Genomic DNA, 23,199 nt, shown 5'->3' on the forward strand with positions numbered 1-23,199 from the left:
AATTCCCGACAGGTTATTTTTTTCTAAATAACCTTTAGCCGTTAATTTGCACCCCAATAATGCATGCCTGACATGCAGGGATATTTATCGCCGTAAAAAAGAGGAATGTCACGATGACTGACATGAAACTCAATAATGAAAAAAGTGTGCTGAATCTGGCACGTCCACCACGCCAGAAAACTCCTCGCTATCTGATTGAAGAAGAAGCGGCTTACACCGCCAACGAAACCCTCGCGCGCATGCACAGCGATGCCGAGGGGCTGAGCCACAACGAAGCCGAAGCGCGCCTCGCGGTATTTGGCTACAACCAGGTGGCTCATGACAAAGCGCCACCGGCGTTGGTGCAACTGGTCCAGGCATTCAACAACCCGTTTATCTATGTCCTGATGGTACTGGCGTTGGTGAGTTTCGTTACCGATTTCTGGCTGCCCGCGCGTCGTGGGGAGGAGACTGACCTTACCGGTGTCATCATCATTGTAACGATGGTAACGCTCAGCGGTTTGCTGCGCTTCTGGCAGGAGTTTCGCACCAATAAAGCCGCCCAGGCATTGAAATCGATGGTTCGCACCACTGCCACGGTGCAGCGTCGTGAATCGGCACAGCAACCCGCCCGCAAACAGGAAGTGGATATCACCACGCTGGTGCCAGGGGACATTATCTGGCTGTCTGCCGGTGATCTGGTCCCGGCTGATGTGCGCCTGCTGGATTCACGCGATCTGTTTATCAGCCAGGCGATTCTGACTGGCGAATCGCTGCCGGTAGAAAAATATGATGTCACCGGCAATGTGGCGAGTAAAAGCAGCAGCGAAAGCCAGCAGGGCGCATCTTTGCTGGAGTTAGGTAGCGTCTGCCTGATGGGCACCAATGTCTCCAGCGGCACCGCCAAAGCGGTGGTGGTGGCAACCGGTGAAGAAACCTATTTTGGCAGCCTGGCGAAATCCATTGTTGGCAACCGGACGCAAACTGCCTTTGACCGGGGGGTGAATAGCGTCAGTTGGTTATTGATTCGCTTTATGCTGGTGATGGTGCCGGTGGTGCTGCTGATCAATGGCCTGACCAAAGGCGACTGGCTGGATGCCACCCTGTTCGCGCTGGCGGTGGCGGTGGGTCTGACGCCGGAAATGTTGCCGATGATTGTCAGCTCCAATCTGGCGAAAGGGGCCATCGCCATGTCGCGCCGCAAAGTGATTGTGAAGCGTCTGAACGCGATTCAGAACCTCGGGGCGATGGACATCCTGTGTACTGACAAAACCGGCACACTGACCCAGGACAACATCATTCTGGAGCATCATCTGGATTGCGCTGGTGTCGAGAACTCACGCGTTCTGATGCTGAGCTGGCTGAACAGCCACTATCAGAGCAGCACGCCCAACCTGATGGATCGCGCGATTCTGCGCTACGGTGAAACCCGCGTCAGCCATGCGGTGGCCGATTATTACAGCAAAGTGGATGAGTTGCCGTTTGATTTTGTCCGTCGCCGTGTCTCGGTGGTGGTGGGCGATCGTCGTCTCGGCCAGCAACTGTTGATCTGTAAAGGCGCGGTGGAAGAGATGTTGAGCATTTCCGTCGCTGAACGTGAAGGCAAACTGATCCAGCCACTTAATGAAACCCGCCGTGCGGAGCTACTGGCGCTGGCTCATCAGTACAACCAACAAGGATTCCGGGTCTTGCTGGTAGCCAGTCGTGTGCTGCCTGATCCGGGCTTACAACATGCGTTGAGCGTGGCAGATGAGCAGGGGTTGACGGTGGAAGGGTTGTTGACGTTCCTCGATCCGCCTAAAGAGAGCGCTGCGAAAGCCATCACCGCGCTTCAGGAGAATGGTGTCAGCGTGAAAGTGTTGACCGGGGATAATCCGGTGGTCACGGCGCGTATTTGCCAGCAGGTGGGCATCGACTGCGGCACCATTGTCACCGGCGATGATATCGCGGCAATAAACGATGAGCAGCTGGCAACAGTTGCTGCACGTAGCGCGGTGTTTGCCAAACTGACGCCGTTACAAAAATCGCGCATTTTGCGAGCCTTGCAGCAGCAGGATCATACCGTAGGCTTTCTGGGCGATGGTATCAATGATGCTCCGGCACTGCGCGATGCCGACGTTGGCATCTCGGTGGACAGTGCGGCAGATATCGCCAAGGAGTCTTCTGACATTATCCTGCTGGAAAAAGATTTGATGGTGTTGGAAGCGGGGGTGATGAAAGGACGTGAAACCTTCGGCAACATCATTAAGTACCTCAACATGACCGCCAGCTCTAACTTTGGCAACGTGTTCTCGGTACTGGTGGCGAGTGCGTTCATTCCATTCCTGCCAATGCTGGCGATTCATTTGTTGATTCAGAACCTGATGTATGACGTCTCGCAGCTGGCACTACCGTGGGACAAAATGGACCGCGAGTTTCTGCGTAAACCGCGTAAATGGGATGCGCGCAACATCAAACGTTTTATGTTGTGGATTGGGCCGACATCTTCGATCTTCGATATCACCACCTTTGCGGTGATGTGGTATGTGTTTGCCGCTAATTCTCCGGCCATGCAGTCGTTGTTCCAGTCCGGTTGGTTTGTCGAGGGATTGCTGTCGCAGACGCTGGTGGTACATATGCTGCGTACGCAAAAGATCCCGTTTATTCAGAGCCGCGCAGCGTTACCGGTGCTGCTGACGACGGCCTGTGTGATGGTAGCGGGGATATTGCTGCCGTTCTCACCGCTTGGTGCCATGGTGGGACTGGTCCCGTTGCCGTGGGCTTACTTCCCGTGGCTGGTCGCCACCTTGCTGGGTTACTGCCTGGTTGCCCAGGGAATGAAAACCCTCTACATCAAACGTTTTGGTCAGTGGTTCTAACCCCAGGGAGGCATGATGCGCAAACTGGATAAAGTGGTGTGCCATTGCCTGATCATCATGGTGGTGATTGTGCTGTTAACCGTGGTGATTCGCTAACGAATTTAACCATTTGGGCTTTTTATCAAGCAGCGTTTCCGCGCGAAACGCTGCTTTTTTTTGCTGCATATCGAGAAGGCTTGACACGATTTGGTTGTACGCCAGTACGATTAGCAGAGGTTTTGGCTGCATAACCATGTCATTCAGCTTATGGTTGGGTTTTAGTGCTGAAATTTGTACGATGTACGGTAATTTTGTTGTGTTTGGTTGTTCAATATTAGTGAATAAGTTTGTCAGCGGGGCGGGGTTATGTTTGTCTGAGTACCGCTCTACCATGCGCTCCAACATTTCCCTGTTAATTGGAGCAAACATGAAAAATATCCTTGTGAAAATGATGATGGCGGGCGCGCTGGTTGCAGTCAGTGCTTCTTCTCTGGCGGCGACGGAAGTGATAATGCCTGGTACGCAACAGGTGGTTGGGCATATCAGCGCCAGCGGTGCCCGTAATCTGGATGAATTGGTGGCTGCACTGGGGCAGAAAGCTGACCTTGCCGGTGCGTCGGCATTTCATATCACTTCTGCCAATGGTAAGAACACCTTTTCAGGCACTGCCGAGCTATTGAAATAAGGTGAGCCAAATGTCAGGTGACGGAAAAAGGGCAGGGCGCGCCGGTGGTGAACAGATGCGTGATTCGATCTTGCATCATGCGGCGATGATTATCCGCCTGGAGGGACTGCATGCCTGTACTCACCGTGCGGTGGCTGAACAGTGCGCGATTTCACCAGGCACCGTCACCTATCATTTTAAAAACCTGGATGAACTGCATGCGGCGGTAATTGAACGGGCGGTGGAGAGCTTTACGCAGCAGACGCACGCGTGGTTTGCTGCAATGGAAGAAAACTCTGTCGCGCAGCAACTAACCCAATTTCTTTTCTGGACTCTGGATGAACGCGAAAGGCTAATTTGTGAATACGCGTTATTTGTGGCGGCAGTATCGCGTCCACGTCTGCGTCAGGCTGCTGCCGCATGGATTGCCAGCCACCAGCACATTTTACAGCAACATTTTGCACTGACTGCGCAGCAAGCCGAGGCGGTAGTCGCCTTTACCGACGCCTGGCTGTTACGTTCCATCATTCAGGAAGGGAAAAAACCGAATGCGGCGCTGGTGCAGCGTTTTTTCACCAGCATCCTGCAAAGTTAATCTTTGGCTTTATTCATCTGGCTGGTAATACTGTACGCCTATTTCAATGCGTTCACGGCCACTGGCCACGCGATGGCGATTGGTATCGCGTAGCGAATAGATACAGCCGCAGTATTCCTGCTGATAAAAACGTTCGCGCTTGCTGATTTCAATCATACGTGCCGAGCCACCACCTTTGCGCCAGTTAAATTCCCAATACAACATGTCGGGATAGCGCGCTGCGGCTCGTACGCCACAATCGTTGATTTGCTGCATGTTTTTCCAGCGAGAGATGCCGAGGGAACTGGTAATCACCGGGAAATCATGTTCATAAGCATACAGCGCTGTGCGTTCGAAACGCATATCAAAACACATGGTACAACGCACCCCACGCTCCGGTTCCCACTCCATACCGCGCGCGCGTTCAAACCAGTTGTCTTTGTCATAATCTGCATCAACAAAAGGTACGCCAAACTGTTCGGCGAAGCGGATATTCTCCTCTTTGCGCAGTTCGTACTCTTTCAGCGGATGAATGTTCGGATTGTAGAAAAAGATGGTGTAGTCGATACCGGAGGCCAGCATCGCTTCCATCACTTCACCTGAACATGGCGCGCAGCAGGAGTGCAGCAGCACTTTGTTGTGACCATTTGGCAGGGGAAGAGGTTGGCGAGTGAAGGTGTCTGACATAAGAATGATTAATGGTTATGAATGGAAAACACCAGTGTAAGCGCTATGTCGTCGGGAAGCAAAATTGAGGATTATGGCAATAAAAAAGGCCGCATTCGCTGCGGCCTCTGTGAGCATTATTCGGTCACTTTTTTCTTCAGTTCGCTGGCACCTTCTTTGGTGCTGTTCCAGCCTTTTTGCGCACCTTCTTTGGTGGCATCCACACCTTTTTCCGTGGTTTCTTTGGTTTTATGCCAGGCTTTTTGCGTCCCTTCGCTGGCTTTGCTGCTCAGGCTGTCGCTCTTTCCTTCAGCGGCATGTTTGGACTTGAGTTTCAGCTCAGCGCCCTGATCCTGGGCCTGATGCAGTTTCTCTTTAGCCGTATTTGCGCCAGCCTGTGCATTGGCCACATCGTTATCTGTTGCGTGTGTGGTAGCGGCAAATGCCGACGAAGCCAGCAGAAATGTTGATAAAGCGATAATTGTCTTTTTCATGAATATTCCCTCATCAAAGTCATCATTGTTATGACTGTAGTTAACAATGGCACGCTCAATAACATCTGGCTTTAGGAATAAACTGTAAATGAATCATCGTGTTCTGGTGGGGCCTTGTTTTGAGCTCAGGTCCCGACCCGACAACAGCAACAAAGAGAGCGCACCCAATGACATCCCAAACCATAGCGTTACCAGACGAATTGAGATGGCAAGAGACATCGCCGTACCATCGCTGACACCATGCGCCACCAACTGAAAAACCAGTGCGGCCTCCATGACGCCAAGTCCGGCTGGTATCATACTTGCTGCGCCGAACAACGTTGCCTGCACAAAGATTAACACGCAGTCAGCGCTTGAAATGCCCGTTCCCAGGATCTGGCAGAACCAGGCAAAGACCAGAGCCTGCGTGCCATAAGCTACCATCGCGACAACCGAGAAAGCCGAAACTCTGGTGGGTTTCCACACTTGAGCCCAGGCTTCAAGCGTCGCTTGCCCACCTTTGATTGGCAACCATGTCACTGCACGACCCAGTCGGTTCCAGCCGGTACTGACCATAGGGTGTGAAAGGGCGTATGCAAAGACGCAACTCCCCAGCAGAATAGCAGCGAACGCCAACAGCCATACCCAAGCCAGCGACTGCCCTGCCGTCATGGCGGCCAGCATACCCAGCAAAATCATCCCCAATACATCTGACCCTCGGTCAACAAGGAACGTGGCGAGGCTGTGCGTAACCTTCACGCCGTGCGGGACCAACAAAGCAGAACGAAAAGTTTCGCCGGATTTCCCTGGTGTGGCCGTCAAGGCAAGCCCGGACATATAAATGCCGAGATGGGTAAATCTGGGGACGACATTATCGAGACAATGAAGAGAATACTCCCACCGTCCGAAGCGCCATAAATAAGAACTACTCGACAGAACGGCACTGATCACCAACGTCTGAAGTCCTAGCGCAGAGAATGCTTCTACCGTCGACTGCCACCCGGACCAGAAAACAGCCGCCAGATAAAGCATTACTCCAATAGTGACAAACCAGACAATGGCGCGAATGATGCGCCGCTCATGCAGCGCACCCTGGAGTCGAGTAAAGAACTTGTTCATCGAAAGGTTAAAAGCTTATGGCCAAAGTAGCTGGTCACCACCGGTACCAGCACACCGGCCAAATGGCCTATCGCTTCGGCATGATCCACGATGCCAACCGATGGCAACAACCAGCGAGCCAGAAGCAGACTGATCGCCAATGTCTGAATAACGGCCAAAACGTTCACTGCCACAAACTTGTATACCTGTGGTGCGAGCGGGCCCTGACTTGCATTAAAAACATGCCCGCGCATCAGCAGAAAAGCCACCAGCATACCGACCAGGTAAGCAAAAAAAACCGCGAAGCCGTAGCCGACAAACATACTAAAGACGAATCGTGAACCAAAGTTAGCTGCGGCAGCGATTCCTCCAGCGACTAGAAATCGCAGGAATTGTGGCGAGATCATGGCTGAGGAGACTCCTTGTTTTCCGGGGTGGCCATCTTCGCCATTTGTCGGCCAAATCCGATACTTTCTGAAATGCCGCGATCTTCCGGGTAGTAGTAAGAGGTATCCGCCACCCACAGTCCCTGCACGGGTAAGGCGACTGGAGGCAATTTTTCCAGATATCCGGGATCGCAGATCGGCTGTGCGTAGCGATAACGGCTGGCACGCATGTCAATAAAATCATCATCAGTCAGCGACGGATTGATCTTCTTGAGATAGTTGCGCACTTTAGTCAGGAAAGCCTCATCAGACTCAGCATACAGGGGATGCTCGCCCGGCACATAGAACGGCACATACACGACATGTTGGTCGAGTGGACGCAGGTTCGTGTACTCCACCAGGCCTGGGATATCCATCTCCGGGTCATTGGTGTTCAACCAGAAGTTCTCTGTTACTGCTTTTCTGAGTTTGGCAATTACGCAGACCACCGCGATGTTCTTGGTGGCACTGAATTTAGCCAACAGATCTGAGGGTAAATCTGGCATAAGTTTAGAGACATAAGGCAGCGGAATGGTGCTGATCACCTTATCGAAGGATTCAAGCTGACCAGCTACTTGCACGCCAGCCACCTTGCCATTGTTGATGACTACCTTCTCGATAGGTGACTTCAGTCTTATTTCGCCACCATTGGCCTCGATGGCACTTTTCAGTGCGGTTAACAGCGTGGCTGAACCCCCTTCAAGGTAACCCAGTTTCTCACGGAACAAACTGTAACGGGAACGGCCAATACGACGGATACGGCTCCAAATCCAGGCTGCTGACAAACCTTGGGCATAGTCGTAGAACTTGTAGTCAAAAAGTCGGCGCCACAAAACTTCCCAGGCCTCTGCACCCACCCAGCGCTTGATCCAGCCACTTGCCTCCACATGATCCAGTGGACGCCAGTCGTCGCGTTTGGTCGACAGGAAAGCATGTAAGCCATAGCGGAATTTAGCCATCAGGCTTAAACCACGGAATTTGAGCAGGGCAACCGGGTTACCCCAGGGCTGCAAACGTCCCTGATACCAGTAGCCCATCTTGGTTTCCGTCCACTTCATCTGATCGGCAATGCCTAATTCTTCAAGTACCTGCAAAAAGGCATGATCAGAGATGCAATGAAAGTGGTAGTAGCGTTCAATATCCAGACCACTAAAATCAAATGTCGCGGTCATGCCACCCACACGATCGTCTGCTTCAAAAAGCACGGGTTGATGACCATCAAGCGCTAACTGGTAGGCTACTGCTAAACCCATTGGACCCGCGCCCAACACCGCAATGCGTTGTCCCATCTTAAAACTCCAGCTCTACACCGCTATAGCGCGGATCGTTAAAGGTTTCTTCCACAGCCGCACTGAAAGGGGTGTAAGGAACACCGAAAATACCGGGCCAATCAATCACCTCGAACTCATCCTTCGCCGTTAAAGCCGCCAGTTGTTGGGTGGTAAAAGGCGGGTTTTTATCAAACTTGCCCCATACCCACAGCAAGGCATAAAAAAGAGAATATGGAATGCGTAAAATTATCGTTTTGGCCCGAATTGCGCGTTTAATCTCGCGAATCATGTCGATATAGTCGATTTTTTCATGGCCTGAGATGTTATACACGCCATCGCGAATGCCATTCTCGATGCAGCTGATAATGATATTGGCAAAATCTCCGACATAAAGTGGCTGTCGCATGTAGCGACCATCCCCAGGGATCGGAAACACGGGGACCTTCTTCATAAAGCGTGATAACCAGCCCAGGTGTTTGCGATCAAACCAGCCAAACATCAAGGTGGGGCGCAGAATGGGGCAGGGAATACCACATTCTAACACCATTTTCTCTTGTTCCTTTTTGGTGTTGGTATAGAAATCATCAGCGACCGATTCCACGACCGAGGAGCTGATCTGTACCATGTAGGGTACGTTGTTCGCTTTGATGGTTTCCAGTTGGAGGCGGGTCGAATCAATATTGTTTCGCACGAACTCCTGATAATCGTTACCGCCAATCTGAGCCTGTAACATCACCACGACATCCGCCCCTACGAAGTGCTGCTGCCACTGGCCGGGTTCGGCAAGATCGGCATACTCGACAGTGATGTCGGGTTGAACTCGTTTCAGCACGTCCAGATTAGTACGATGCTTGTCGAGAACAACAATGTTTGAATAGCCTTTTGCCTTGAGTCGGGCCACCAAATTTTGACCGACCAGACCAGCCCCGCCAGAAAGTATTATCTTTTTCTGCAACAAAATTTACTCCTGAGATATCTTGACCGGGACGTTGAATTGGGGGCACACAAAGAGTTCATTGTCTCTGGCGTATGCAAGTCCCAACTTGTAGTCCCCATTTAAATTTGACACATCAGCGGTCGATTGGTAACCGGAAGAGTTCAATGAGGGTTGTTTGAAGTACTCACCAACGTCTGGGCGCGTTACATGCTCAGTATCAAACAAATGACGTTTTCCTTCACTATCAGTTAGTACCAGATAAATATTATCCGGGACTTCGGCAGGGGAAACGGAAGCTGCCAGCCAGCCTTGAATATTGAGTAATGATGAAGCTTTGATGGTGCCAGATGATGGAGAGACGCCATTCGCAGAATCAATACTCCCGTTGCATTGTTGAACTAATGTGGCGTTGTCAAAGGATCCCGACAGAGGTTTAGCAAAACCCATTTTACCAATGAAATCCGGTGAGGACGGGTAATCGAGCGGATAGAATTCGATATTAAACGACCGCTTCCAAAGAAAGGGCAGTTTTGTTGCAGAAATCTCAATCGATTTCACTCTCTTATCATTGAGAGTATGCGCATCTGAGGTAAGTAATCCAAATTCTTCAGTATTTTCGATAAGTGGTGAAATGATAAAACCAGACTCCGTCATTCCCGAGATGATTCTGTAGTTGCGAGTGATGCCATTTTGCATCGTCAGTTTCATCTCAAGCTGGCTTGTCTTGAATAACGTATTCATGACCGAACCCGCTAAGCTTTTGCGAATATCAAGCTTCGCAAATAGCGGTTTGTCAGATTCAGGCAAATTGATCTGCTCACCAAACGAGTAAACGCCTCCACCGATTGGTTTTAGTGGTTCGTTTGATGGCGTGGGGGTGTTTCGGTGCTTAAGGTACAAATAACCACCCGAAAATGCGGTTGGTTCATAATTGGACAGCAAAATAGGCCAGCTTGCACCATCCTCAAGCGTCGGTAACCTATTATCAATAGGTTGAACGTTGAAGATAACATTATCTGGTCGATTGTCTCCAAGAAGGTGCATCTTATTTAATTCGGCAAGTTTAGGGGTGTAGACCGAATAACTTTGCAGGATAGGGCGTGGGTTCCACTTATTTCCAGACGCGAGCAGATAAGATTGATCGTAGGAATAAATATCAACGGTTCCTTCCAACTTCGGAATGGCTCCAAGCTTATTCAGTTGGTTTATCCGATCGTTAAAATCGTTTGTCAGTGCCTGGGGTGTCGATACGCGCTGTTTTAGCCCATTCCATGCGCCGGAAAACGTGTTCTTGGTATTGGCTCCAATGCTTTCAATGGGGTTTTGGGCATAGGAAAAATCGATGTAACCCCACACCAGCAAACAGACTGCGAGGAGGGGGGGGGCGCTTCTGGTTGAGAGTAGCGTTCCTGCCAATAATGCTCCCAGCAGAATCATCGCTCCAGAAATGTTCGCATGACTGTCATGTCTGACGAAGCCCGCTTTTAAAGCCAAAAAGAGGATGCCTAAAAAAACAAATGCAACAATCGTTCGGTCGTAATAAGAACCCCGCGTGCCACGTAGCAGAAAACCAACAAGGGCGACTGTCGCCAGCAAATACATAATGTATTCACGCGAAGCCCCTTTTATTGCCATAGCTTCGGTGTAACCGCTAACAATGGGTGCCATCCCGATAAAATAACCCGCAAGACCGGTTAACGGTTGTCCGGAAAGCGCCCAAAAAACCATCATCGAAACTAAAATTGTTGCGCCAATCAGAAGACAGAGTTTCCATTGCCTTCTTTTCACCAGCAAAGCAAACGCAAGAAAAGAAATTCCTATGCATGCAGCAAGCGTCGAGCCTTTAATCAGTGGCAATAAACCAAAGGGCACAAACAAAACTGCGTTGAGAGCGAAACCCTTTGATCCTGCAACCTGCTTTGCATCGAATGCCATTGCCCAGTGATAGACCTGAATACCTACCAACATTGTATAAAAGAAGAATAGAGCATCGCGGCTATATGTTAATGCGCTCAGGGTAACCAGTAATGCAATTTTTAAAGCCCATCCCGCCGTCCTGAAGTTAAGCCAGACAGCAACGGCAAAGGAAACTGCCAGAACGAGCGACCCCCAGATCATCAAGTGATCGGTGGCTGGAAGATAGCTTCTTGTATAAATTGAAGAGTATGGGCCGAAGGTAAAGACGATGTCTTTGCCGAAAGACATTCCCTGAGCAGTTGCCTCGTTCATCCCATACATCCATGATGGGTCGAGACCTGACCATGGCATTCTTGGCGACAAAGGAACAATAACCACAATTGCTACCAACAGTAGAGCCAGTAAAAATACGGCATCCTTTATAGCACGGTTATTAATAAGGCTGGCGCTTCTTCCTGAAGCCGTATTAGGTTTCAATCCTGACATTAAATATCCAACCTTTTAAATACGAAATGTGGCAAATTGCGAATAACCATCATGATTACTGACCAAATTTTTGGCGTGTATATAACACGTTGCCCGCTTTCAATGCCGCGTACAACCTCCGCTGCCACGCGATCAACGGGGGCGAGTTTGGCACCGGATTGTTTGAGATGTGCGGTCATTGGTGTATCGGTTGGTCCTGGTTTAATTAAAACCACCTTTACATTCGTATTTGCAAAGCGGTGTTGTAAACCTTGTACATAGCCTGCAACCAACCCTTTTGCGGCACCGTAGGTATAGTTAGATTTCCTGCCTCTGTCACCCGCAACTGAACCGATAATCGCGAGCGTTCCACTATTGGCCTTTTGCATCTGCATGGCAAACGCCTCGGCAAACAGCACCGGCGAAATACCATTGACATCCAGAGCTTCCCGACACAGGACGAGATCATTCTGACATGCTTCCTGGTCAGGCAGGGAGCCGTGCGCAATAAGTGCCACATCAACATTGCCTGACTGATAGATTTGATGAATCAGCTCTTGAATTTGGCCCGCATCGAGAAAATCTACCTGAAGGTTGGTAATTACTGCATCCGGGGTACGCACCTTGAGATCTGAAGCAATACGTTCGGCTTTTTCCTGATTCCTGCTGACCAAAACAATCTCTGATGGGTTCTCTTTCGCCCACTGTCGTGCGCATTGTTCAGCAATCGCAGAAGTAGCACCAATGATGGCGATTTTTTTCTTAAGCTTCATTCAACTTCCCATTAGGCGGCGTGAGAGGCCAGAGCTGATGCCCGGGTCTCGGTATTGGATAAATTCAGCCAGGCGTGGATAGCCAGCTTCGAACAATTCTTTCGGCATGCGCGCATCCTTGGCGAGATAGATACGGCCTTTCGCTTCACGTACGATGGCATCCAGTCGCTTGAACAGTTTGTGCGTGCGGTCTCCATGGTTTGGGAAATCCAACGCCAGTGTGACCCCCGGCTGTGGAAAACTCAGCATACCAAGGGGCTGTCGGTTACCAAAAGTTTTGAGTACTGCGAGGAAGGAGCCATCTCCAGAGCGTGCTATCTCTTTCAACATCGCCTGAACTGCATCTTGTCCCACTTCGCGTGGTACCACACTCTGGTACTGATAGAAACCTTTGGGACCGTACATCCGGTTCCAGTGCAGCACATTATCGAGGGGATAGAAAAAGGGCTCGTAATGAGCGAGTTCCCTTTTTGCCTGCCACTTTTTGAGGTGGTAGTAGGTCATATTGAAAGGACGAAGTGTCAGGCGGTTAACCATTGAGACCGGGGGCACGATGGGCATCGTGAGTTTGCCAGCCTTCGGTGCCTTACGATCCTTTGTATCAGCCGGATTCCCGCGCATGAATAAACCGCGGCCGCCGCCTTTTGAGATACAGTCGATCCACGAGACGGTATGCTCCCACTGGGCTTCTGACGTGTCCGACAGTCGGAAAAACTCCTCGAGGTTGTCAAAGGCAATGGTCTCGGTATCGACCCATGGACCCGCAACGGGACGAAGCTGTATTTCGGCTGAAGCGATCACGCCAGTGAGACCAACGCCACCCACCGTGGCGGAAAACCATTCAGGATGCTGGTCTGGGCCACATTCGATCGTTTCGCCATTGGTCCGGATCAGGGTCAGACTTTTAATGTGATCCCCGAATGAACCCACAACATGATGGTTTTTACCATGTACATCATTGGCGATGGCTCCGCCAACGGTCACCAACTGAGTCCCTGGCGTAACGGGCAGAATCCAGCCACGCGGAATCATCAGCCTCTGAATGTCCTGGAGCAAGACTCCAGCTTCGCATACCAAACGCCCTGTGCTTTCATCAAAGGCGATAAAGTGGTCAAGTCCGGTTGTTATCCAGATCTCACCCTGCGGATTTAGGCATACATCGCCATAGCTGCGTCCCATGCCATGAGCCAGACCGGGAGTGGTGAGAGAAGCCTGTATCTGACCACGGTCACTCAATGCCACCACGTTGTGTTCTTCACGAGACAGGCGGCCCCATGAGTTTATCGTTACCATGAAACCCCCACTGTGCCGGCAACCAAAATAGCGGCAAATATAATACCCGCGCTGAGACTGGCACGATCTTTGACTGCAAAGACCAGTGGGTCATCGTGCATTTTGCCTCGATGGGCTTGCATCCACATCCAGCTTACCCAAAACAACATGACAGGTACGGCCCCCCAAATCAGTTCAGGTGCGGCGTACAATTTCAGCACAGCATCGCTGTTCAGATATAGCGCGAGTACCAAAACAGATGAGTAACCAGCCACAATCCCCATAGTCTGAATCAAAGGTGCATCGGCGGTATGGTATCCACGGCCATGAATTTTCTCTTTTCCGCTGAGCAGTTGAAGTTCCAATTCTGCATAACGTTTAACGAATGCGAGAGAAAGGAATAGAAATACCGAAAAAGCCAACAGCCAGAATGAGAGATCGTGACCCACAGCCGCCGCACCAGAAACAATTCGCAAGGTATACAGCATTGCCAGAGTGAGGCAATCAACCAACATCAGTCGTTTGAGTAGCCATGAGTAGGCGCAGGTCAGGGCGAAATAGAACAGCAGCCAGAATAAAAAGTGTTTCCCTACTAACCCGGCTACGGCCAGACTGATGATCAGTAGCAGTGGCGCAAGCAATACGCCTATCCAGGCGGGTATCAGGCCTGACGCAAACGGTCGGTTTCGTTTTCGGGGATGTAGGCGGTCGCTGTCAAGATCGAGTAAATCGTTGGCGATATACACTGATGAAGCGCAAAGGCTAAACGCAATGAATGCCAACAGCAGAGAAAGCCATGCCTCACCATTGCTCACATCATGTGCTGCAAACAATGGCACTAAAAGGAGAAGGTTTTTTAGCCATTGGTGAATTCGTAACATCCGACGCCATGCGGAAAAGCCGATTTCTCGTTTAGGAAATACGCGTTCAACCGTTGCAATATCCTGGGCCTTTTTCACCAGATCGTTTGACCCATTAACAACGATGGCTTTATGCGCTTGCGACCATACCGGTAAATCCGTCGAGGAATTTCCAGCGTAATCATAACCATGTTGTTGGAAGCGTTGCACTAAAGCAGCTGCTTTGTGTTCCCCGGCAATATTCGACACCCCATCGCTGGCAATAACTTCGTCGAAAATGCCTAAGTGTTCCGCAATCCGGTCTGCAATCGATTTATCAGATGCCGTACACAAAACCAGATATCGGCCCTCTTCACGCTGTTGCTTGAGCCATTCAAGTAACTCTTCGTTGTATGGGAGAGTCTTAGGAGTAAATTCAGCTCGTGAAGCAAGGTGCTGTTTTAGACAAGCCTTGCCCTTTAACAGAAGGAATGGAATGCGGAGCGTTTCAAACGGGCTATCCCTAAACACCCTTAATGCAGATTCGTGCAGCATGTCGGAATGGATTAACGTACCATCCAAATCCACTACAAGTGGTTTCCCAATCAAAACAACTCTCCCAGCGATAGATTTTAAGAAGGCGAATGACCTCATAAACTCTTCATTCTAAAACAATGGGGAGGGAAACGTCATCATTTATGCATGCTTTGATGGCTGAGTTAAATCAATAATCGGTACTCTTTTTTACGTGTTTATTAAGCGGTATTAGAGGTAGACATCATCGTCTCCCCGAAAAAATTAAGCTACAAAAGACCGCTGAGATAAGGTTGTGCGCATTTCGGATTTCATTGCATGAGCGATAGATAGGTCGGAATAAATTGATGATGTGATCGTTGTATGATGTCGACGTAAGTCAAATTTGTACCGAGTTGTAGGGTGTACCTATTTATTGTTATCACCACTTACAGCGTTTAAAACGAGGCATCTTAGGGGATAGTCTGTTGATTTAACATATACGCCCGCATAAGGCTGATTTGATGCTGTAACATCAATCGCCTGAAATGTATGGGATGGCCTTTCAACTCTGCCTCTCGTAGTAATGTTGTTTTTTCGGGGTAGATGATGATGTCGCAGACGAGTGCAGAGCGTTGCAGTTTTTCAAGAGAGAAGGGAATGCGTTCATCGTTTCCCATTCCGACCGAGGTAGCATTAATAACGAGGTCATGATGTGAGGGGGCATTTGAGCCCAGTTGCACCGTGATGTCTTTCTCATCATGAACGTCGACAGAGCTACCATTTGGCTGCACTGATTTGCTCCCATTGTGTGCAGCTTGCTTGAGTACATTTCACTGGTAGCGATGGTCTCACCATTACTGGCCTTCGGTACAAAACAAAAAAGCCCGCAGAGCTTGCGCTTTGCGGGCTTTCAGGACTTCGTCAGATGACTCTGGTAATCACTGACGGAGAATTTTGGGGCTGGCGGAGTCTGTGTTTGTTTTTTATCTTTTTGATTTATATGTTTTATTTTTAAATTCAACTTTGTGCGTATACCTAAACGTATACCAATTTCGACATCTCTTACTGGGAAGCTCGGCTCCAACGCAATGTGCTTATCGCTTTGAATTTTGCTATGCCTAACTGATTTCGTTCATTTCTTGAGCGCGAACCTGGGGCTTGAAGTGCACTAAGCACATTTTCGCGTGTGGCCTCATATATCGCGAAAGCATCATAGTTTTCGTCGAGAAGAACAAGTAAGACGGTATCAAATGGTTTTGCTATATCAATCGATCCTAATCTTGCAGAAATCTTCTTCGGATCGGGCATATAGCGCCCTTTTATCTGGATCGTTTTTACGATGCCATCAACTGACTCGGTAGCATCGTAGCCCGCCTGGCGAGCTGTGCATAAGTCCAATCCAAGGATAGTTGCGGCTTCATACTCTGCAACCTCGCCTGTCACTCCCAGCGGCTTGCAAGTCAACCGGTAGTATCTCAAGGCAATGCTTTTAGCTTCTTTCAAAAGAGAATTTATTTGGTCTTGTGTTTCTGAATGCACAACAGACACCTGTTGATAAAAAAATGATTTTACTAAAAATCCTTCACACTGTTCACCTTTCACTTTTATCCATATTAAACAGAGTGTTATGTGGTGCTGAATGGGTGAATGGTGGCGGGTATTCTTCACCGGTGGTGAAGCATGGGCGTAAAAAAACCGGCTTTCGCCGGTTCGGATTGGTCAGGCTGCTGCCGGTTCATCACACTTCGGCAGCCAGTCGGCGCTGCTGTCGTCCGTCAGGTCGAGGTTGGTCTGTATCCCTGACTTCGTGCGGCGCTTCAGGTAGTTCAGCCCGTACTCGCGCAGGATGCTCTCCAGCGCCTGGCTGAATGACTTCATGCTGAGCGGATTGCGGTAGCCGTTGGCCTCCATGTAGGCCAGATAGGCGTGATACAGATAGCGACGGGGTTGCAGGGGCCGGATGCTGGCGTTCCCCATGTGCAGGCCGTTTGGCTCAGGCGTCGCAAACAGGTAGCCGCAGAAGTCCACCATCGGGTCAGCGTCACGCTTGATGCGCATGGCTTCCCCGGAGTTCTGCTGTGACTGGAGCAGCGCGCGGGCGTCCTGCGGCTGGCTGAACCGCTGCATCAGCTGGCGCACGATAACGGCCAGCTCGGCCTGTATCTTTTCCTTCAGCTGCGGGTCGCGCTCGTTCGCCGGGATGATTTCCGGGAAGTGCAGGATAACCCGGCGACGGGAGACGCCGCCGCTGCGGTCGGTGAAGCGCATCGGGTTGTTGTTCACCGCCAGAATCACCGCCGGAATGTGCGTTGAGTAGGCGTCCTTATACTTGGGGTCCACCGATACCGCATCGCCGCCGGTAATCGCCTTGATGCCCGCGCCATCGCCGCTCCACTTCTCCTGGTCGGGCAGGCGGATGAGCGAATAGCCAATAACGGACGCGCGCTCGCGCGAGGATTCCAGCGTCTCGATGGTGGCTGACACGGCGTTATCCGGCCCGGCCAGCATGGTGGCGATTTCCGCCATGATGCTTTTACCGCTGCCGCCGGGGCCGGTGACCTCCAGAAACAGCTGCCAGTCGTAGCGGTTCGCCAGCACCATGAACAGCGCGGCCAGAATGATGTCGCGCTTCTCCGCGCTGCGACCGGCGGCCCGGTCCAGCCACTGCCAGAAGTGCGGCGCGTGGCTCTCCAGCGTCTCACCGGTCACCGGGCGGGTGTAGTCCACGTCGCTGACCGTGCGCAGCCAGTTCTCCCGGCGGTGCGGGCTGAATGCGCCGGTGCGGGTATCGAGCACGCCGTTACGGAAGCCGATAAGCTGGCGCTGCGGCGCATCCTGCTGCGGCAGCATCAGCTTCAGCGTGTCCACCACACCCGCCACCTTGCCCGCCGAGAACGGCGCGCGCAGGCGCTGAAACAGTTTTGCCACGTCACGTTCAAACCGGTTGCCGGAAATCACCTTCCACGCTCCGGCCTCGTAGCGGCAGAGGATTTCCCCGCTGGCGTCCACGGCCAGATTGCTGCGGTAGTGCTCCGCCACGCGCTCGGCCTTTTCGCTGGCGCTCATGGCCGAAAATTCCGCCTCGCTCATGGTGTCGAACGGGCTGGCTTCGGGCGGTGCAGCGGCCTCCGTCAGCGCCTGCCCGGTTGCGGCTTCACCGTGCTGAATGAACGCATCGTTCCAGTCACCGAACACCGGCGGCAGCGCCACGGTGCCGTTGCAGGTAGCCGCGGCCTGGTGCGCTTTGCGCTGGCCGTCGCCGTTCAGGTCGCGGTCAGCGGCAATCACCAGCGGCAGTGACGGATGTCTGTCGCGGATGAGGCCAGCCAGGGAAAGGAGGTTGGCAGATGACAGGGCAATCCACACCGCATCCCCGGTCAGGTTGTGCACCGTCAGGCCGGTGGCGTATCCCTCGGCCAGCCAGATGCGCCTGGCTGATTTCCTGCTGCTGAAAACGTGGCACGCGCCCTTTACCTGCCCGCCCTTCAGGGTGCGCTTTTCACCGGCGGCGTTAATCAGCTGTACGTTGACCAGCTCGCCGCTCATGTCGTACAGCGGCACAACCAAATCGCCGGGACAGTAACGCGTTATCGCTACCTTCTGTGGTTTTGTCAGCGTCAGGGAAACGTGCTCAGGCCAGCCCTTGCGGGACAGGTAGGCGTTACCGGCGGCCTCCTGTGCGCTGCTGACCAGCTGCCGGGCAAGAAAGGCAGCGGCAGCGCGGGCGGCTTCGTTATCTTCAGCCCCGGAAAGGGAGGAAACTTTTTCATCCACGGGCGGCAGATTGCCTGTCAGGGCGTTGACGCGTTCGGCGGCCTCGGTCAGGCTGATGCCGAGCGCCTTTTTCACCAGGTCCAGGCCGTCACCGGCCCTGCACTGGTTACAGTGCCAGGTGCCGCGTCCCTCCTGGTCGTCAAACCGGAAGCGGTCTTTCCCGCCGCATACCGGGCAGGGCATATGGCGGTTCTTTATCACCTTCAGGCCCAGTGCGGGCAGGATACGGGGCCAGTGCCCCCGCGCGGCGGCTGCCGCGTCGGATACGGTTCTGTTCATCGTGTCGTCCCTCAGTGCAGCGGGCGGGCATCGTGAATGCGCCCGCTCAGTTCGTCCATCACCACCTGGCCGAGAAAGCTCAGGCACGGGGCCGACTTCAGCGGCCCGGCGGCCAGCAGGTCATCCAGCAGCGCACAGGCAATCTCCTGACCGCGTGCGCGGCCGTGCTGGCGCAGGTAGAAGCCCTCCAGCTCGTTTTCAATCGCGTGCTCAAGGCGTGCGAGCGTCAGGCCGGGCCAGCGCTGCTGTTTCCGGCACAGGGTGAGCCAGGCGCAGGCCACCGCGCGGCGGGCCAGTGCCGCGCGCAGGTCGGGGGAAAGCAGCTGTGATTTCATGGCGTCACCTCCTCATTCATCCAGCTGTCGTGGCAGCGGGCCACCACGGCGTCGAGCTGTTCCGTCATCAGGAAGACCAGCGAGGCCAGCTGCGCGCGCTGAAGTGGCTGCGGGTTCTCGCAGCATTCCTGAAGGGTGGTCATGTCGGACACGAAGCGCCCGGCGTTACGCAGGTGCTCCAGGCGGATGATGTCGGCGTGTGAAATCGAGGCGTGGCTCATGCGCGCACCTCCGCAACCGGCAGGCGGCAGGCAAAGGACAGGACGTAATCGCGGGCCAGAGTCCGGCGGGCGGCGTGCTCATCGGCGGCAGTGGTGCGCAGCATCTGAATGCGGGAATGGCGCTCACAGCGGCGCACGGCGGCAAACACAAAGACAAACTCAGGGTGCGGGGAATGAGGGACGGTAGCCATAAGGGCAGTCTCCTTGAAGTAGCGGTTATCGCCACCACCGGAGTTTCCACGCTCTGGCGGTGACCCGAACGGGGGTGGAAAACCGGCCTTCAAGGAAACCGGCCAGCCCGAAGGCTGCCCCGCCCGGGCCACCATTACGAGTACGGCGCAACGGAAAAGAAACCGCTGCCCGGATAACGGGTGCACTGAGGCAAAGACACAAAAAAAGACGCACGACGCGTCTGGTGTCGCCTTGAAGTAACTCGGGTTTCCACGCCCGGCTGCCGATTTTGCGGCAGCAGAATTACTGTACCAGGGAAAGCCCCCGGCGCGCAAGCCGGGGAAAGCAGGAAAAAAGCACATGGGGAACACCTCAGCAGTCGGTGAGGGTGATGCCGTTACCGGAAAACATCTCAGTGTCTGACGGTGCAGATGCGGTCTCGGCACTCTGCACACTGAAGGCGATGCCGGAGCCGCGAAAGCGCTGCGGCTGTCCCGGCCTGTCCACTTCAGAGGCAATCGCCAGCGCCAGCTGCTTCGCGTCCGCCACGGACAGTTCGTGAGTTTTACCGCCAAGGGTCAGCATAATCATGCGGCACGCTCCTGACCGCGCGCAGCGATGCGTTCGTTCATCCAGGCGCTCACCTCGCTGGCAAGCCACGCGACGTTTTTACCGCCGAGCGAGACCTGCGCCGGGAAGGCGTCACGGCTGATAAGGTCGTAAATGGTCGAACGGGACAGGCCGCTGACGTGAATGACTTCCGGCAGGCGCATAAAGCGCTCCTGAACGGGTGACGATACCGGCATAACCGGAACCGCCGGGGCGGAAGATGGTGCGGATAAAACGGTGTTCATGGGCTACCTCTCAGTGTGTCCGTAGAGCACCGGACAGATACGTCCGGCACCGGGTAGCCCTTTATTCTGCGAATATTTCTGCCGGTGACAACAGGAGAAATTTGTGTGTTAAACGTCACAATAACCACACTAAAAACGTGTGTTCCATATAGTGTCATATAGTACCGGATAGTGCTGAGAGCGTTTTTCCCAGTAACTAGTGGTTACATAAATCATGGCTTTTATTCCCATTTATTCTATGAGGGGTTTCGTTCAGAAATTCAGAAGGTGAAGAGTGGTGAACAGCGGGTGAAGGATTATCTCTCAACTCTTCACCCTTTAATTTACTGTATTTACTCTCTTTTTCTTCAAGGTGAAGAATGGTGAAGGATGTATATAAAACTGAAAGCTGAGTAAGGGCTTTCGTGAGACCTTTCCCTGGCTCGCCAGAAGAAGGGCTTTTTGTCTGGTCCGTCGTACAACGTCCGCCGCTGGCTGCTTCTGTGCCAGCCCCGGCACAATTGACTTACCGAAACCGACCTGACAGGAACCCGCCATGACCGACACCACCGCAGACAGCAGTAAATCCTTACCCGCCGCCACGCAGGCCGCGCTGGAAAAGGTAAACATCACGAAAGCCGCCTGGCTTGAGGCTCGCCGTAAACAGGAGTCAGCAGAAGCACAGGCCGGAATCATCCGCCAGCGCCGCAGCGAGACTGAAGCCAGCGCAAACGCGCAGAACGACGAATGGCGCAGGCTGTTCCGCGAGAACGGCGGCGTGATGACGCCGGAAATGAAAAAGCTGCGCGCTGAGGTGGCGCTCGAGCGCGAGTCGCTGGAGGAGTTCGACGCCCTGCTGGCCGCGCATGAAAGCGAAAACGAGTTTCTGCCGTGGAAAACCGCAGACCGGGCACACGCATACATTAACGCCCATGACCGTCTGGCAGAACACCGCGCCATGCATATCTGGCAGGACTTCATGCGGACGCACGGCCAGCAGCTGATAAAAACCCTCAGCCTGCTGAAAATCACGCTCGGACGCAGCGCCGGTAGCGGTTCCGGGGTTGTTCATTCCGTCAACGACCCGGAAACCGTGCTGAAAGACTTCATCAGCAGAAACATTACGCAGCCCGCGCTGTCCGGTGGTGCGCTGCCGGAAGATGACGTGGTGTTTAAGCTGGCAGGTATCTTTGCCGATGACGCCGCGCACTCCGACTTCCGTAAAGGTCCGTCACCGGCAGCGCGTCTCAAATTGCTGAGCCGCCGTGAAACGGCGAAGAAGGAGAATGCACAGTGACCATTGCCACCACACCCGCACAGGCGCTGGACCAGTTCCGCGCCGCCCGGAGCCAGTGGCAGACGCACCTGACGTCCCGCACTGATGCGGAGCAGGCGCTCAGTGCGCTGCTGGCCGCCGGTGAGAAAACACCCGGTTACGGTGAACGGGTGCCGCTGCTGCGTGAGCGCATCACGGTGCTGGACTGGCAGATTTCCTGCGCCGCCCGCGAGGGCGTGTATGCGCAGAGGCTGGTACTGGAAGCCTGTACGGAGGATGCGCTGAGCGCCTTTATGGCTGAACACGGCCCGGCGCTGACCTCCGCACTGGCCCCGTTCCTGAACGGTCCCGGCGGGCCGGAGGTGGCCGCCCGGCTGCTGCGCAGCGCTGTACTCCGTGAGGCGCTACGGGCACGCCCGGCAGTGGCAGAAACTTACCAGGATGCGCTGAACGAAACCGGCCTGACGCCAGAGACGGCCATGCTGCGCGACGGTCAGGGCAGCTACACGCCCGCACAGCACCTGCGCTTTCAGCAGCGCCTCAGCAGACTGACGGAGGGCGCGTAATGGCCCTGAAATGCCCTGAATGTGGCTCCATCTCCCACGCGCGCACCAGTGCCTATGAAGCCCCGTCCGTAAAGCGCACCTGGTATCAGTGCCGGAATCTGGAATGCTCCTGCACGTTCATTGCGCTGGAGAGCGTTGAGAGGATCATGATGAAGCCGCAGAAAGTGACAGATATGGAGAACGCCGGGGAGCAGGAAACCACCGGGCGTCAACCGCAGACTCTGAACCGCTACGGCTCCGCCAGTAAACTGTCAAAGCGTCAGCAGGCCCCCGTCTGAAAAGCGTCTAATCCTCATCTGAACCGGCCACCGCGCCGGTTTTTTTGTGTTCCTTTTCCCTGGCTGGCCTTCTCATGCGCGAGTGCATGTCTATGCTGCATGAAAACGCATGAATTCCTGCACCCTGATTATCCCCGCGCAGGCCAGACGGGGCGCGGTCCGGGACCATTCATGCAGGTGCATGAAAAACGCTACATAAAGCGGGCAGGCGTGGCGGGGGTACGAGCGCGCGCAAGGGGGAGAAGTTGCTATCAATGGAAAAAGAGGTAGTAGAATGGTTTTATCGCAAAAAATCATGAGATGATCGCTGAAGTTGGTCAATAGTATTGTTTTTGGGGGATGAAAAACCTTACACCTGCTTCTAAAAATTTTTAATCAAGTAGTCTTACCTAATACCAAATGGAAAGTGGGGGACGGACCCCCACATGTTTATATAAGCGCTAAATTATCAACACTCCATTTAGATTAGCCCCTTAGATCACCAGACACTTCGCCTCTCTTAAAATAAGAGGTAGTCTTGGAACTATGTTTAACACCAGTCAGAATAATAAGATGGTTGAAGTGTTATCAGGACCTGAGCGACGTCGGCGTCGTACTCCGCAGGAAAAAATTGCCATTATTCAGCAGACTATGGAACCGGGCATGACCGTGTCTCACGTCGCACGACTGCACGGTATCAATGCTAATCAGATCTTCAAGTGGCGCAGGCAATATGAAGACGGCTCACTGACCGCCGTGACCTCAGGCGGAGAAGTCGTTC

General features: G+C 53.1%; 26 protein-coding genes. 7 read left to right on the top strand and 19 right to left on the bottom strand.

Going from position 1 to position 23,199, the window contains the following annotated elements; all coding sequences use genetic code 11:
• Nucleotides 1–113 precede the first annotated feature (113 nt).
• The gene (gene mgtA, locus CTZ24_RS13400; RefSeq protein ID WP_208723762.1) at nt 114–2,837 is read left to right on the top strand and encodes a magnesium-translocating P-type ATPase; all 2,724 of its coding nucleotides are present in this window, start codon (nt 114–116) and stop codon (nt 2,835–2,837) included.
• A gap of 75 nt (nt 2,838–2,912) precedes the next feature.
• Here mgtA and CTZ24_RS13405 read toward each other — a convergent pair whose 3' ends face one another.
• Nucleotides 2,913–3,245, bottom strand: coding sequence for a hypothetical protein (locus CTZ24_RS13405; RefSeq protein ID WP_208723763.1), 333 nt, complete (start codon nt 3,243–3,245; stop codon nt 2,913–2,915).
• Here CTZ24_RS13405 and CTZ24_RS13410 point away from each other — a divergent pair.
• Together CTZ24_RS13410 and CTZ24_RS13415 are read left to right on the top strand one after the other, a co-directional pair.
• Nucleotides 3,244–3,501: a YdgH/BhsA/McbA family protein gene (locus tag CTZ24_RS13410; RefSeq protein WP_021184414.1), complete on the top strand. Its 258-nt coding sequence runs from the start codon at nt 3,244–3,246 to the stop codon at nt 3,499–3,501. The two genes, CTZ24_RS13405 and CTZ24_RS13410, sit on opposite strands and share 2 nt — an antisense overlap.
• A gap of 55 nt (nt 3,502–3,556) precedes the next feature.
• Nucleotides 3,557–4,075: a TetR/AcrR family transcriptional regulator gene (locus tag CTZ24_RS13415; RefSeq protein WP_244633978.1), complete on the top strand. Its 519-nt coding sequence runs from the start codon at nt 3,557–3,559 to the stop codon at nt 4,073–4,075.
• 9 nt (nt 4,076–4,084) lie between these two features.
• On the opposite strand, the gene CTZ24_RS13420 is transcribed toward CTZ24_RS13415, so the two are convergent.
• The 18 genes from CTZ24_RS13420 to CTZ24_RS13510 form a co-directional block, all read right to left on the bottom strand.
• Complete coding sequence (locus tag CTZ24_RS13420; RefSeq protein WP_208723765.1) at nt 4,085–4,741, bottom strand: epoxyqueuosine reductase QueH; 657 nt, start codon at nt 4,739–4,741, stop codon at nt 4,085–4,087.
• A gap of 116 nt (nt 4,742–4,857) precedes the next feature.
• Entirely contained in the window at nt 4,858–5,214 is a 357-nt protein-coding gene (locus tag CTZ24_RS13425) for a KPN_00521 family repetitive protein (RefSeq protein ID WP_021184411.1), read from the bottom strand.
• 93 nt (nt 5,215–5,307) lie between these two features.
• Nucleotides 5,308–6,312, bottom strand: a complete 1,005-nt coding sequence (locus CTZ24_RS13430; protein ID WP_208723766.1) for a lysylphosphatidylglycerol synthase transmembrane domain-containing protein — start codon at nt 6,310–6,312, stop codon at nt 5,308–5,310.
• Entirely contained in the window at nt 6,309–6,698 is a 390-nt protein-coding gene (locus CTZ24_RS13435) for a GtrA family protein (RefSeq protein WP_036626490.1), read from the bottom strand. Before CTZ24_RS13435 ends, CTZ24_RS13430 begins: the two co-directional genes overlap by 4 nt.
• Nucleotides 6,695–8,005 (bottom strand): NAD(P)/FAD-dependent oxidoreductase, encoded by a 1,311-nt coding sequence (locus CTZ24_RS13440; protein ID WP_021184408.1) that lies wholly within the window; start codon nt 8,003–8,005, stop codon nt 6,695–6,697. Before CTZ24_RS13440 ends, CTZ24_RS13435 begins: the two co-directional genes overlap by 4 nt.
• A gap of 1 nt (nt 8,006) precedes the next feature.
• Complete coding sequence (locus CTZ24_RS13445; protein ID WP_021184407.1) at nt 8,007–8,945, bottom strand: NAD-dependent epimerase/dehydratase family protein; 939 nt, start codon at nt 8,943–8,945, stop codon at nt 8,007–8,009.
• A 3-nt stretch (nt 8,946–8,948) separates the two neighbouring features.
• The gene (locus CTZ24_RS13450; RefSeq protein WP_208723767.1) at nt 8,949–11,327 is read right to left on the bottom strand and encodes a hypothetical protein; all 2,379 of its coding nucleotides are present in this window, start codon (nt 11,325–11,327) and stop codon (nt 8,949–8,951) included.
• The gene (locus CTZ24_RS13455; RefSeq protein ID WP_208723768.1) at nt 11,327–12,079 is read right to left on the bottom strand and encodes an SDR family NAD(P)-dependent oxidoreductase; all 753 of its coding nucleotides are present in this window, start codon (nt 12,077–12,079) and stop codon (nt 11,327–11,329) included. The genes CTZ24_RS13450 and CTZ24_RS13455 overlap by 1 nt, the downstream gene beginning before the upstream one ends.
• Nucleotides 12,080–13,372 carry an FAD-binding oxidoreductase gene (locus tag CTZ24_RS13460; RefSeq protein ID WP_208723769.1) on the bottom strand — a complete coding sequence of 431 codons (1,293 nt, stop codon included), beginning with the start codon at nt 13,370–13,372 and terminating at the stop codon, nt 12,080–12,082. It abuts the gene before it with no gap.
• Nucleotides 13,366–14,844, bottom strand: a complete 1,479-nt coding sequence (locus CTZ24_RS13465) for a UbiA family prenyltransferase (RefSeq protein WP_244633980.1) — start codon at nt 14,842–14,844, stop codon at nt 13,366–13,368. The genes CTZ24_RS13460 and CTZ24_RS13465 overlap by 7 nt, the downstream gene beginning before the upstream one ends.
• 332 nt (nt 14,845–15,176) lie before the next feature.
• Nucleotides 15,177–15,497 carry a Rossmann-fold NAD(P)-binding domain-containing protein gene (locus CTZ24_RS13470; RefSeq protein WP_208723770.1) on the bottom strand — a complete coding sequence of 107 codons (321 nt, stop codon included), beginning with the start codon at nt 15,495–15,497 and terminating at the stop codon, nt 15,177–15,179.
• A 271-nt stretch (nt 15,498–15,768) separates the two neighbouring features.
• Nucleotides 15,769–16,308: a DUF6998 domain-containing protein gene (locus CTZ24_RS13480; protein ID WP_244633982.1), complete on the bottom strand. Its 540-nt coding sequence runs from the start codon at nt 16,306–16,308 to the stop codon at nt 15,769–15,771.
• Nucleotides 16,309–16,425: 117 nt separating this feature from the next.
• Nucleotides 16,426–18,759, bottom strand: a complete 2,334-nt coding sequence (locus CTZ24_RS13485; protein ID WP_208723771.1) for a phage/plasmid primase, P4 family — start codon at nt 18,757–18,759, stop codon at nt 16,426–16,428.
• Nucleotides 18,760–18,770: 11 nt separating this feature from the next.
• Nucleotides 18,771–19,094 carry a DUF5375 family protein gene (locus CTZ24_RS13490; RefSeq protein WP_208723772.1) on the bottom strand — a complete coding sequence of 108 codons (324 nt, stop codon included), beginning with the start codon at nt 19,092–19,094 and terminating at the stop codon, nt 18,771–18,773.
• Complete coding sequence (locus CTZ24_RS13495) at nt 19,091–19,315, bottom strand: hypothetical protein (RefSeq protein ID WP_208723773.1); 225 nt, start codon at nt 19,313–19,315, stop codon at nt 19,091–19,093. The genes CTZ24_RS13490 and CTZ24_RS13495 overlap by 4 nt, the downstream gene beginning before the upstream one ends.
• Nucleotides 19,312–19,848, bottom strand: coding sequence for a host cell division inhibitor Icd-like protein (locus CTZ24_RS13500; RefSeq protein ID WP_208723774.1), 537 nt, complete (start codon nt 19,846–19,848; stop codon nt 19,312–19,314). The genes CTZ24_RS13495 and CTZ24_RS13500 overlap by 4 nt, the downstream gene beginning before the upstream one ends.
• 10 nt (nt 19,849–19,858) lie before the next feature.
• Complete coding sequence (locus tag CTZ24_RS13505) at nt 19,859–20,077, bottom strand: hypothetical protein (protein WP_208723775.1); 219 nt, start codon at nt 20,075–20,077, stop codon at nt 19,859–19,861.
• Nucleotides 20,074–20,340, bottom strand: a complete 267-nt coding sequence (locus CTZ24_RS13510; RefSeq protein ID WP_208723776.1) for a helix-turn-helix transcriptional regulator — start codon at nt 20,338–20,340, stop codon at nt 20,074–20,076. The genes CTZ24_RS13505 and CTZ24_RS13510 overlap by 4 nt, the downstream gene beginning before the upstream one ends.
• 535 nt (nt 20,341–20,875) lie before the next feature.
• Here CTZ24_RS13510 and CTZ24_RS13515 point away from each other — a divergent pair.
• From CTZ24_RS13515 to CTZ24_RS13530, 4 genes are all read left to right on the top strand, one after another.
• The gene (locus CTZ24_RS13515) at nt 20,876–21,616 is read left to right on the top strand and encodes a phage polarity suppression protein (RefSeq protein WP_208723777.1); all 741 of its coding nucleotides are present in this window, start codon (nt 20,876–20,878) and stop codon (nt 21,614–21,616) included.
• Entirely contained in the window at nt 21,613–22,161 is a 549-nt protein-coding gene (locus CTZ24_RS13520; protein ID WP_208723778.1) for a phage polarity suppression protein, read from the top strand. The genes CTZ24_RS13515 and CTZ24_RS13520 overlap by 4 nt, the downstream gene beginning before the upstream one ends.
• Nucleotides 22,161–22,439: an ogr/Delta-like zinc finger family protein gene (locus CTZ24_RS13525; protein ID WP_208723779.1), complete on the top strand. Its 279-nt coding sequence runs from the start codon at nt 22,161–22,163 to the stop codon at nt 22,437–22,439. Before CTZ24_RS13520 ends, CTZ24_RS13525 begins: the two co-directional genes overlap by 1 nt.
• Before the next feature lie 552 nt (nt 22,440–22,991).
• The coding region (locus tag CTZ24_RS13530; RefSeq protein ID WP_208723780.1) for a transposase at nt 22,992–23,199 on the top strand (208 nt) is incomplete at its 3' end.

Origin of the sequence: Pantoea phytobeneficialis (assembly GCF_009728735.1) — a bacterium.
GTDB lineage: Bacteria > Pseudomonadota > Gammaproteobacteria > Enterobacterales > Enterobacteriaceae > Pantoea > Pantoea phytobeneficialis.